The sequence below is a fragment of the Paenibacillus ihumii genome, assembly GCF_001403875.1.
Lineage (GTDB): Bacteria > Bacillota > Bacilli > Paenibacillales > Paenibacillaceae > Fontibacillus > Fontibacillus ihumii.
Map to the genome: position 1 here is coordinate 180778 of NZ_LN884296.1, position 12735 is coordinate 193512.

The window sequence follows — 12735 nt, forward strand, 5'->3', positions numbered from 1 at the left end:
AACACGCGGATAAGCGGTTTCCGCTAGCCTATAAGTAACTAGCTCTGGATCTGCTTCGTTCGGTACAACGAACCGGGAGCGTGCACCAGCTCATTTCATCGTACGGATAAGCGATGTTATTCATCAAACCTCTTGTTGAAATATAACGATGCGCTATGAGAAGCAGGACATAGCGCATAGTAGCGGCTGTCTTGTTCTATTGCTGCTTTGTATTGGTCGATCCCGTTTATATAGATTACATCAGCCTCTGTGTCGAAGCCTCCAGCGTCCGTTCCGGGTTCATCCTGGATGACCTGGATTTCAATATGGGATACGATTTCTGAAAAGCGAAGCCGAACATCTTATAGAGCTGCTGCAGACGGATGGCTGACTTTATCGCAATGGGTTTATGCTGCTGAGCCCTTAGGCAGCTGGCTTAAACCCGGTTCGGGGATATTCAATCGATAGCAAGATGGATATAATCTCTCCAACTGCTGCTCAGAGAAGTATGTTTAAGATGAGCTCATTATCCTCTGAGTTAGCCTGTACCTCCGGTTATAAAAACAATGCAAATGATAAGAATATATATTAGCAAAAGATATGTTAGCAAAACCCGCACTCAACACACTGCACTCCCTATATTTATAATAATTCACTGAATTCAACATATTCCTGTCTCTACCACTTGGAAATGAAGAAACTAGATTATGAGCTTAACCTTGAAAATAGCTTTAACTGTACTGTTTTTTGAGGCATGGCGAAGTTCCTCGAAGATTGCTGTATAAGTCCCGCGAAGATAGAGAAATATAGGGACATCACACTTGCAACAGGGACCAAAATTGGTTAAAATATCAGTGGGACTTAAAACGTTAACCCGGGACATTTTAAGGCCAAGGAGGATGGAGAGAAAGACGAAGCTTGCAGGAGTGGAAAGCATGCGAAATATTTTAGAAATGCAAAAGCAGCTTCTTCCAGATCTCATGGAAATTCTCAAGAAAAGGCATACCATACTTCACCAGATCATGTTATCGGATGTGATTGGTCGCAGAACCTTGGCGCTATCGCTAAACATGACGGAACGTGTACTGCGTGCCGAAACAGATCTCTTGAAGGCTCAAGGCCTGATTGAAATCGAGAATATAGGCATGAGGATTAGCGATTCGGGCAGGAAACTGCTAGAAGATATGGAGCCGATCGTAAAGGAAATATTCGGCCTCGCTAATTTGGAGGAGAAGATTCGCAAAGCCTTTGGATTGCGCAAGGTTGTGGTCATTCCTGGAGACTGGGAGACCTCTCCGCTGACGAAGCGGGAGCTCGGTCTGGCAGGAGCCAAGGCGCTGCTCGGCGCTATGCGTGGCGGAGACGTCGTAGCAGTCACAGGCGGCACAACGATGGCCGAGGTAGCGGAGCAATTGAATCCGCCGGCGAATGCAGCGTTCAAGCAGAACTGGTTCGTTCCGGCGCGAGGCGGGCTCGGCGAGAGCCTGGAAATCCAGGCGAATACGATTGCTTCCGGCATGGCTAAGCGGGTTGGAGCAGGTTACCGGCTCCTGCATGTGCCCGATTTGCTCGGCAAGGAGGCGTATCAGTCACTGGTTCACGACCCGAACATTCAGGATATCGTAAGCACGATTCGCCAGGCACGGATTGTGGTGCACGGAATCGGGGATGCTACGGAGATGGCCCGCCGCCGCAAGCTCGATGCTGCGATGATCGAGGACTTGCAGAAGGATGGCGCGGTTGCAGAATCATTTGGATACTATTTCGATAAAGAAGGCGTAGTTGTTCACAAAATGCTGACCCTGGGACTCCGTCTGGAAGACATCAGGAAGACGGACACGGTGATCGGAATCGCGGGCGGCAAGAGCAAGGCCAAAGCTATACACGCGGTGCTGCAGTTCGGACATGAAGACATTCTCGTCACGGACGAAGCCGCGGCAATGGAGATCGTGAGCGAACTGGAGCAAAAAGAAAAACAGCAGAACAGCGTAATTTGATCGTTTAACCTTATTTACTCATGACTGACTTATCAGGCCAGTCTTGAATAATAAAAAACAAACACACTGGGAGGATCTATCAATGAGTGTAAAAGTAGGTATTAACGGTTTTGGACGTATTGGACGTCTTGCTTTCCGTCGTATTCAAAACGTGGAAGGCATCGAAGTAGTAGCGATTAATGACTTGACCGACGCTAAAATGTTGGCTCATCTGTTGAAATATGATACGACGCAAGGCAGATTCGAAGGCGATGTAGAAGTTCACGACGGCTTCTTCAAAGTGAATGGCAAGGAAGTTAAGGTTCTGGCTAACCGCAACCCTGAAGAGCTTCCTTGGGGCGAGCTTGGCGTGGACATCGTTCTAGAGTGCACAGGCTTCTTCACAACGAAGGAGAAAGCTGAGCTTCACCTGAAAGGCGGCGCGAAGAAAGTAGTTATCTCCGCTCCAGCTACAGGCGACATGAAAACAATCGTTTACAACGTTAACCATGAAATTCTTGATGGTTCCGAGACGGTTATTTCCGGCGCTTCCTGTACGACGAACTGCTTGGCTCCAATGGCTAAGGTTCTGAATGACAAATTCGGTATCGTTGAAGGCTTGATGACGACAATCCACGCTTACACAGGCGACCAAAACACGCTTGACGCTCCTCATGCGAAAGGCGACTTCCGTCGTGCTCGCGCAGCTGCTGAGAACATCATTCCTAACACGACTGGTGCAGCTAAAGCTATCGGTCTGGTTATCCCTGAACTGCAAGGCAAGCTTGACGGCGCAGCACAACGCGTGCCTGTAGCTACAGGTTCCCTGACTGAGCTTGTAACTGTTCTTGAGAAGAACGTAACGGCTGCTGAGATCAACGAAGCAATGAAAGCTGCTGCTGATCCAGAAACTTACGGCTACACAGAAGACGAGATCGTGTCTTCCGACATCAAAGGAATCACTTTCGGTTCCCTGTTCGATGCTACGCAAACTAAAGTTCTTACAGTTGGCGACAAGCAGCTGGTTAAAACTGTAGCTTGGTATGACAATGAAATGTCCTACACTGCACAGCTGGTTCGTACGCTGGAGTACTTCGCTAAAAAAGCTAAGTAATTCCTTTATATAACACCTATACATCAAAGAGGAGCGACCTGATTGCAGGACTCCTCTTTGGTTCATGGTTGAAATCGGCCATACACGCTGTATGAGTTGTTAGAATCGCTTTTGATGAAGTTATAGAATCGACATTCACACACAAAAATTATAGAGATACAAGCACCGCTTAGGAGAGAAATCATTCAAGAGAACCCGTGGCGTATAGTGGCCTAGAAGCCATAGCCGCATACCTTAGGAGGAACGTGGAGATGAACAAGAAAAGTGTACGTGATGTGGAAGTAACCGGCAAACGCGTGTTTGTCCGCGTCGATTTTAACGTCCCAGTTCAGGATGGTAAAATTTCCGATGATACTCGTATTCGGGAGACGCTGCCTACCATTAACTATTTAGTGGAGAAAGGCGCGAAAGTAATCCTTGCCAGCCATATGGGACGCCCGAAAGGCCAAGTGGTGGAATCGCTGCGCCTGAACCTGGCTGCAGAACGCCTGTCCGAATTGCTCGGCAAAAAAGTAGCGAAGGCTGACGAAGCTGTCGGCGAAGCAGTTAAAGCACAAGTAGCTGCCCTGAACGACGGCGATGTACTTGTACTGGAGAATGTGCGCTTCTATCCAGGCGAAGAGAAAAACGATCCTGAGCTTGCGAAGCAATTCGCCGAACTGGCTGATCTGTTCGTCAATGACGCGTTTGGCGCGGCTCACCGGGCCCATGCTTCTACGGAAGGCATCGCTCATCATCTGCCAGCCGTATCCGGCTTGCTGATGGAGAAAGAGCTGGCTGTTCTTGGTAAAGCCTTGTCCAATCCAGATCGTCCTTTCACAGCGATCATCGGCGGTTCCAAGGTTAAGGACAAAATCGATGTGATCGACAACCTGCTTAACATTGCCGACAACGTATTGATCGGCGGCGGCCTGACTTATACCTTCTTCAAAGCACAAGGCTATGAGATCGGCAAATCCCTGCTGGATGAGAGCAAGCTGGACGTCTCCCTCGGATTCATCGAGAAAGCGAAAAAGCTGGGCAAAAACTTCGAGCTTCCGGTAGACATCGTTGTTGCGGATGATTTCAGCCCTGATGCGAATCATAAAGTGGTCGATATCGACAGCATTCCTGCAGATTGGGAAGGCGTGGACATCGGACCGAAGACGCGCGCAAAATATGCGGAAATTATCAAGAACTCCAAGCTGGTTGTATGGAACGGACCGATGGGCGTATTTGAAATCGATATTTTCGCGAACGGTACTCGCGAGGTAGCAGAAGCTTGCGCCTCGACGGAAGGCTATACGGTTATCGGCGGCGGTGACTCCGCAGCAGCAACCGAGAAATTCAATCTGGCGGATAAAATGGATCACATCTCCACGGGCGGCGGCGCTTCCCTGGAATTCATGGAAGGCAAGGCGCTTCCTGGCGTTGTGGCTCTGAACGACAAGTAACACTATCTAGTGAAAGATAAGGAGTGAACCGCATGAGAACACCGATCATTGCAGGGAACTGGAAAATGTTCAAAACCGTTCCTGAAGCAAAAGCTTTCTTCGAAGCGGTGAAAGGCAAAGCGGAGGTAGAAGGCGTTGAGAGCGTAATTTGCGCTCCTTTCACGAATCTGCCAGCTTTGGTCGAAGCGGCTAAAGGAACGAAAATCAAGATTGGTGCCCAAAACCTGCATTTTGAGGATGAAGGTGCATTTACCGGTGAAATCAGCGGTGGAATGCTGAAGGATCTGGGCGTCGATTATGTCATTATCGGGCATTCCGAACGCCGGGCTTACTTCGGAGAGACGGATGAAATCGTGAATAAGAAAGTTCACGCTGCATTCAAGCATGGCTTGACTCCGATTCCTTGCGTCGGCGAGAAGCTGGAGGAGCGCGAGGCTGGCCAAACGAAGGAAGTTGTTAAGGTGCAAACCGAAGCGGCGCTGGGAGGATTGTCCGCAGAGCAGGCCGCACAAGTAGTTATCGCTTACGAGCCGATCTGGGCGATCGGAACAGGCAAATCTTCTACGGCTCAGGATGCGAATGAAGTGATTTCCTACATCCGCAGTCTGGTTAAAGAGCTGTACAACGAAGAGGTTGCCGGCAAAATCCGTATTCAATACGGCGGCAGCGTAAAACCTGAGAATGTGAAGGAATATATGGGCGAAAGCGACATCGACGGCGCGCTAGTCGGCGGTGCAAGTCTGCAGCCGGCTTCCTATATTCAACTGGTCGAGGGGGCGCAGTAAATGGCAGCTCCAAGACCTGTAGCACTTATCATCATGGACGGCTTCGGCCTGCGGAATACGACGGAAGGCAACGCGGTTGCCCAGGCTTATAAGCCGAACTACGACCGCTACCTGAAGGAATATCCGAATACGACACTGACGGCTTGCGGCGAGGCGGTAGGCCTGCCGGAAGGGCAAATGGGGAACTCCGAGGTAGGTCACTTGAACATCGGTGCAGGACGCATCGTGTACCAGGACTTGACCCGGATTTCCAAGTCGATCCGTGAAGGCGAATTTTTCGAGAACGAGACTTTGGTAGATGCCGTGCGCAGCGCCAAGGCTAACGGGAAGAAGCTGCATCTGTACGGGCTTCTCTCTGACGGCGGCGTACACAGCCACATTGACCATATGTTCGCGATGCTCGACCTGGCGAAGAAGGAAGAGATGAACGAGGTCTATATCCACGCATTCCTGGATGGCCGCGACGTGGCTCCGGACAGTGCGAAAGGCTTCATCGAGCGTCTCATTGCCAAAATCGAGGAAGTCGGAGTAGGCAAAATCGCCACAGTGCAAGGACGCTACTACGCGATGGACCGCGACAAACGCTGGGATCGCGTAGAGAAGTCCTACCGCGCCATGGTATATGGCGAAGGGCCGAAATATACCGATCCGATTACGGCTGTGACGGAATCCTACGAGAAATCGGTCTACGACGAATTCGTTATGCCGACTGTCATCGTGGACGGACATGACCAGCCGATCGCGCTTGTCGAGTCCGGCGATTCGGTTGTGTTCCTGAACTTCCGTCCTGACCGGGCGATTCAATTGTCGAACGTATTTACGAACAAGGATTTTCAAGGCTTTGACCGGGGGCCGAAGTTCCCGCAAGGTCTGCACTTTGTCTGCCTGACGCTGTTCGCAGAGACGGTAGAGGGATATGTAGCCTATAAGCCGAAGGATCTGGACAATACGTTCGGCGAGGTTCTCGTACAGCATGGGAAAACTCAGCTCCGCATCGCCGAAACGGAGAAATACCCGCACGTTACATTCTTCTTCAGCGGCGGACGCGATGTTCAGCTGCCAGGCGAGACCCGGGTGCTCATTAACTCGCCGAAGGTCGCAACATACGACCTCAAGCCCGAAATGAGCGCTTACGAAGTCGCCGAAGCTGCTGTGAAGGAGATCGAGTCCGATAAGCATGACGCGATCATTCTGAACTTCGCGAACCCGGACATGGTCGGCCATTCCGGCATGCTGGAGCCAACGAAGAAAGCGGTGGAAGTAACCGACGAATGCGTAGGCAAAGTGGTGGATGCCGTGAAGGCCAAGGGTGGCGTCGTCGTCATCATTGCCGACCACGGGAATGCCGACATGGTATTCGATGAGAACGGCCGTCCGTTCACTGCGCACACGACGAACCCGGTTCCTTTCATCGTGACCGATGAGAATGTTATACTACGAGATAGCGGCATCCTGGCGGATGTGGCGCCAACGCTTCTGGACTTGATGGGTCTGCCTAAGCCAGAGGAAATGACGGGCACCTCGATGATCGCCAGCCGCAAGGCATAAATCGTCCGGGGCGCAAGGCTCGGGCAAGGGTTATAGAAGATTTTCAAAAATACACATATCAAAGGAGACTATACAATGACTATTATTTCTGACGTATACGCTCGCGAAGTCCTAGACTCCCGCGGTAATCCGACAGTCGAAGTTGAAGTATACCTAGAATCCGGCGCAATCGGCCGCGCTATCGTTCCTTCTGGCGCTTCCACGGGCGCTCACGAAGCTGTTGAGCTGCGTGACGAGGACAAATCCCGTTACCTGGGTAAAGGGGTATTGAAGGCTGTTGAGAATGTAAACGAAATTATCGCTCCTGAAGTGATCGGCATGGACGCTTTGGATCAACTTGGCATCGACAAGCTGATGATTACTTTGGATGGGACGCCTAACAAAGGCAAGCTAGGCGCGAACGCGATCCTGGCTGTGTCCATGGCTGTAGCCCGCGCAGCAGCTGACGCTCTGGATCTTCCGCTGTACGTATACCTTGGCGGATTCAACGCGAAGCAGCTTCCAGTTCCAATGATGAATATCGTGAATGGCGGCGCGCATGCGGACAACAACGTTGACGTACAAGAGTTCATGGTTCTGCCTGTAGGCGCACCTACTTTCAAAGAAGCACTTCGCGTAGGCGCTGAAATTTTCCATAACCTGAAATCCGTACTTAAAGCAAAAGGGCTGAACACAGCTGTAGGCGACGAGGGCGGCTTTGCTCCTAACTTCACTTCCAATGAGGATGCGCTGTCTTCCATCATTGAAGCAATCGAGAAAGCAGGCTACAAACCAGGCGTAGACGTTATGCTGGGTATGGACGTTGCTTCTACTGAATTCTTCAAAGACGGCAAATACCATCTTGAAGGCGAAGGCAAATCCTATACTCCAGCTGAGTTCGTTGATTTGCTGGCTTCTTGGGTGGATAAATACCCAATCGTTACGATCGAAGACGGCTGCTCCGAGGACGACTGGGAAGGCTGGAAATTGCTCACTGAGAAATTGGGCGACAAAATCCAACTTGTTGGTGACGACTTGTTCGTAACGAACACTGAGCGCCTTGAAAAAGGTATCAAAGAAGGCATCGGTAACTCCATCCTGATCAAAGTGAACCAAATCGGTACACTGACTGAAACCTTCGACGCAATCGAAATGGCGAAACGCGCTGGCTATACGGCAGTTATTTCCCACCGTTCCGGTGAGTCCGAGGACAGCACGATCGCTGACATCGCTGTAGCGACAAACGCTGGTCAAATCAAAACGGGTGCTCCTTCCCGTACAGACCGTGTTGCCAAGTACAACCAATTGCTTCGCATCGAAGACCAATTGGGCGAACTGGCTCAATACAACGGCTTGAAATCCTTCTACAACCTGAAACAATAGTTTGGAGCAAGTATTTGCTTCAGTAGCTATTGACAGTTACTCCCGCATTCCAGAGAATGCGGGGGTTTTTTTGTTGGGGTGACGTTAAAAATGCGATTGATCTGAGAGTAATTGTGTAACCCTATAGAATTTATCTGAGGAAGTTGTATAACGCTAATAGAATTTATCTGAGGAAGTTGTATAACCCTAGTAAAAGCGATGGGGCTGTTACATAAGTCATCATAGATGACTGAGGGGCGCCCCTTTCTTTTAGAAAGCTATCCGTTTCTGGGGAATCCATTTTACGGTATCCATTTTTGCTGGAATCCATTTCTCCCTTGCCTGTATCCCATCTCTGGCTCATCTTCTATAAGCCATCGAACCTTTGAACTCGAACACTAGTTACCGAACATAAGCCATCGAATACAAGTTCGAACACAAACTCAAACACAAACTCAAACACAAACTCAAACACAAACTCAAACACAAACTCAAACTCAAACTAGTTAACTAGAACATAATCTCGAACATATGCGATTGAACTCGAATGCAAGCTGTCGAACAACATAAGCTATCAAGCTCGAATACAAGCTATCGAACTCAACACAGGTTATCGAACATAAGCTCCAACGTAAACTCGAACACAGGCTATCGAACTAGAACATAAGCTGCCGCTCTCGAACACTAGTTATCGAACTAGAACATAAGCTGCCGCCCTCGAAAACTAGTTATCGAACTAAACATAAGCCGTCGCTCTCGAACACTAATTGGAATTCATGTATCTAATTTTGCTCCAAAAGAGTGGTTCAATAGATTAGCTGGATTTGATGCACCTAAAATCAAGAATCCCGCCCATGATGGACTAATTCCCTTCTTCTAACGACATGTAATCCATTTAAATCTGCTTTCCTGTCTTTGCCGTAGAAATTAACTACTATGAATCCATTTAGAACGAGAAGTCCGTCCATTCCGTGTTCGCTAGAACGAGAAACCCGCATTTCATGATCGGCGTAAAAGCGAGGTGGAGAGCGTGTTTGGCTACATCAAGAGTAACCGATCGTAAAGTTGACTTTTGGGACGGCCTCATCGTTTTCCCTAAATCGAGTCTTGAAAAGAATTAAAGTATATTGGCATTACCCCATAAGAAGGTTACAATATTTGCAACTTTACCAGCGGGTATAAAAGTAACAAAAACTTCGCCCGAATTAGGATGCTTTCACCTACATCAAACCACATTGAAAACTTCCCCTGATATGATAGTTCTTGATGAGCCTGCAAATGATTTTAGGTTAGTCCCAAGAAGGGATTCAGAAAACAAAATAATGAAGCACCTGCAACCGTTGGGCTAGCTGTATCGAATGTTTGGATGGAAAACACAGGAGGTTCTTTGCTTATTTAGGTTGTCATTCCATGGATGCTATGGTACAATAATAATGCTGTTTTTCTGTTTATGACATGATATCATCATCATGATATTCGTTGAAGTAATCTGGATGTTCTCACTTAGGAGGTGGATTCAATGGAATTGTTTTTGAAAATATTGCTTATTATTTTTTCCATCGGTGTAATCACGGCAGTCCTTCTGCAGGAAGGTAAAAGCGCGGGTCTGACCGGCGCCATCTCCGGAGGAGCGGAACATCTGTTTGGCAAAGCGAAAGCGCGCGGCATGGAGCTTGTTCTGGAGCGGGTTACTGTTGTACTTGCTGCTGGATTCTTCATTCTGGCCATTGCGGTTGCCGTTGCTATTAAATAAGAGGTTGAATACGAGAGCCCCGTTCATCGCGAACGGGGTTTTTTGCGTGTAATAACGGTTTTTATTGCGCGTGATAACGGTTTGTGAGTGATAACGAGCTTTTTTATGGGTGATAAAGTATAGTTTCTGGGTGCCGCACCTGAATTTCGCACTGAATACCACACTGAATTCCACACTACCACAGCTTGGGCGCGCCCCATGGTTTTGCAGAAAAATACAGCCTCCGGATTTAGGCAGAAACGGATGCGGACGGTTAATTTCGTGTATACTAGGGTATATACATGAAGGGTATTTCATGGAAACCAGCATTTTAAAATACATACCGGTTAAGGACGAGCCGAGCCGGGCCGAGGTGAGCTGTTATGGTAACAGAATCAGAGCTGCTTGATTTTATGCGGGAGACCGCTTATAAACCGATGACTTATCAGGAGCTTGAGGAGCATTTCCATATTGCGGACGCAAAGGAATTCAGGGAATTCCTGAAGCTGTTGAACCGCTTGGAGCAGGAAGGGAAAATCATACTGACGCGAACTCACCGTTACGGCATGCCGGAGCGGATGGATTTGGTGCGGGGGCGGCTGCAGGCGCATGCCAAAGGCTTTGCTTTTCTCATTCCGGAGGATCGCGAGCACCCTGACGTATATATTCATGCCAATGATCTCAAAAGCGCGATGAACGGCGACACCGTGCTCGTGCGTGTCAATTCGAAGAGCGTAGCCGGCGGCAAGCTGGAGGGCGAGGTTGTACGGGTCGTTACCCGGGCCGTGACCCAGGTTGTCGGCGTATTTCAGAACGAAGAGGCTTATGGCTTCGTCATCCCGGATGACAAGCGGATTAATCGCGATATCTTTATTCCGAAAGAGGGTTTTAACGGCGCGGCCAACGGCCAAAAGGTCGTCGTACGGATCGTGCAGTACCCGGAAGGAAGAGCCGCAGCCGAAGGCGAGATTATCGAAATTCTCGGGCATAAGGATGATCCGGGCGTTGATATTCTGTCGATTATTCGCAAGCATCAATTGCCGGAGGCTTTTCCAGACGAGGTGATGGAGGAGGCGATGAGCGTCCCTGAGGAGATCGACCCGGCGGAAATTGCCAAGCAGGGGCGTCGAGACCTGCGGGATCAGGTCATCGTGACGATTGACGGCGAGGATGCGAAGGATCTGGACGACGCGGTGAACGTGGAGCGTCTGCCGAACGGCAACATCAAGCTGGGCGTGCATATTGCCGACGTAGGCTATTACGTGCGCGAGAAGTCGAAGCTCGATCAGGAGGCGTATAACCGCGGCTGCAGTGTGTACCTGGTGGACCGGGTCATCCCGATGCTGCCGCATCGGCTGTCGAACGGCATTTGCTCCCTGAATCCGAAGGTGGACCGGTTCACGCTATCATGCGAGATGGAATTTAATGAGCAGATGAGGGTCGTTAAGCATGATATTTTTACGAGCGTGATTCGCACGAAAGAACGGATGACCTACACCAATGTCCGCAAAATTGTGGAGGATGAGGATCCAGAGGTAACGGAGCGCTACAGCGATCTGGTCGATATGTTCCGTCTGATGAAGGAGCTGGCGCTCAAGCTGCGGAGCAAGCGGATGCGGCGCGGGGCGGTCGACTTCGACTTCGAGGAATCGAAGGTCATTGTAGATGAGAATGGCAAGCCGACGGATATCGTCAAAAGGGAGCGTTCGATCGCGGAGCAAATCATTGAAGAATTCATGCTGGCAGCGAACGAGACGGTGGCGGAGCATTTCCACTGGCTCAAGGTGCCGTTCATTTACCGGATCCATGAGGACCCGGATCAGGAGAAGCTGCTAAACTTCATGATGTTCGCAGCGAATTTCGGGTATACGGTCAAGGGCGGCAAGGGAGATCGCGTTCATCCGCGCGCGCTGCAGACGCTGCTGGAGGATATCCAGGGGACGAAGGAGCAGACGGTCATCAGCACGATGATGCTGCGCTCTATGAAGCAGGCGAAGTACGATGCGGAGAGCACGGGGCATTTCGGGCTGGCTGCGGAGTTCTACACGCACTTCACCTCGCCGATCCGCCGTTATCCGGATTTGGTCATTCATCGGGTGATCCGTGAGGTTATCGAGAATGGCGGAACATTGCCGGCTGCGCGGCAGGAGTATTTGAACAGCCGGATGCAGGAGATTGCTCAGCAATCCTCCGAGCGGGAGCGGGTTGCCGTGGAGGCTGAGCGGGATACGGAGCAGCTGAAGAAGGCCGAGTTCATGCTCGATAAGGTCGGGGAGGAGTTTACGGGCATTATCAGCAGCGTGACGAGCTTCGGGATGTTCATCGAGCTGGAGAACACGGTCGAGGGTCTCATCCGCCTCAGCGCGATGACGGACGATTATTATCACTTCCATGAGCAGCATATGGCCTTGATCGGCGAGCGGACGTCGAAGATTTACCGCATCGGCGATGAGGTGGAGATTCGCGTGGCCCGGGTCAATATGGACGACCATACGATCGATTTCGAGATGGTCAATATGAAGCCGCGGCGCCGGGGAGAAGGCTTCTCCGAAGATGGCTTCGGAGGCCGCTTGGGCGGCAAGAACGGGAAGCCGCGCCAGGCTGGCGGCAAAGGCGGCAAGAACGGCGGCAAAGCCGGGAAGGCCGGAAAGGTCGGGGCCGGGAAGAAGGCTGGAGCCGGCAAAGCCATCGGCAAGGCGGGCAAAGCCGCCGGCGGCAAGGGCAAGGCTGCGGCCGGAGGCAAGCGTAGCAAGCGCGGTGCCGCGGGAGCCGCGGTGGATGCCGGTCCAGCGGTGAGCTTTGGCTTCGGCTCCGGCAAGGGCGGCTA

General features: G+C 50.6%; 8 protein-coding genes. All 8 read left to right on the plus strand.

Translation table 11 applies throughout. The features are described 5' to 3' along the window. The first annotated feature begins 914 nt into the window (after window positions 1-914). Window positions 915-1976, plus strand: a complete 1062-nt coding sequence (locus BN2762_RS02790; RefSeq protein ID WP_055105528.1) for a sugar-binding transcriptional regulator — start codon at window positions 915-917, stop codon at window positions 1974-1976. Between the two features lie 82 nt (window positions 1977-2058). Next, entirely contained in the window at window positions 2059-3069 is a 1011-nt protein-coding gene (gene gap, locus BN2762_RS02795; RefSeq protein ID WP_055105504.1) for a type I glyceraldehyde-3-phosphate dehydrogenase, read from the plus strand. A gap of 251 nt (window positions 3070-3320) precedes the next feature. Next, window positions 3321-4502 carry a phosphoglycerate kinase gene (locus tag BN2762_RS02800; protein WP_055105505.1) on the plus strand — a complete coding sequence of 394 codons (1182 nt, stop codon included), beginning with the start codon at window positions 3321-3323 and terminating at the stop codon, window positions 4500-4502. A gap of 32 nt (window positions 4503-4534) precedes the next feature. Then, on the plus strand, window positions 4535-5287 hold the full coding sequence (gene tpiA, locus BN2762_RS02805; RefSeq protein WP_055105506.1) for a triose-phosphate isomerase: 753 nt from the start codon (window positions 4535-4537) through the stop codon (window positions 5285-5287). Next, a complete protein-coding gene (gene gpmI, locus BN2762_RS02810; protein ID WP_055105507.1) occupies window positions 5288-6835 on the plus strand; it encodes a 2,3-bisphosphoglycerate-independent phosphoglycerate mutase in 1548 nt (515 codons plus the stop codon). 75 nt (window positions 6836-6910) lie between these two features. Then, a complete protein-coding gene (gene eno / locus BN2762_RS02815; protein WP_055105508.1) occupies window positions 6911-8197 on the plus strand; it encodes a phosphopyruvate hydratase in 1287 nt (428 codons plus the stop codon). Between the two features lie 1498 nt (window positions 8198-9695). Further along, on the plus strand, window positions 9696-9929 hold the full coding sequence (gene secG / locus BN2762_RS02820; RefSeq protein ID WP_055105509.1) for a preprotein translocase subunit SecG: 234 nt from the start codon (window positions 9696-9698) through the stop codon (window positions 9927-9929). Between the two features lie 362 nt (window positions 9930-10291). Next, the coding region (gene rnr / locus BN2762_RS02825; RefSeq protein ID WP_055105510.1) for a ribonuclease R at window positions 10292-12735 on the plus strand (2444 nt) is incomplete at its 3' end.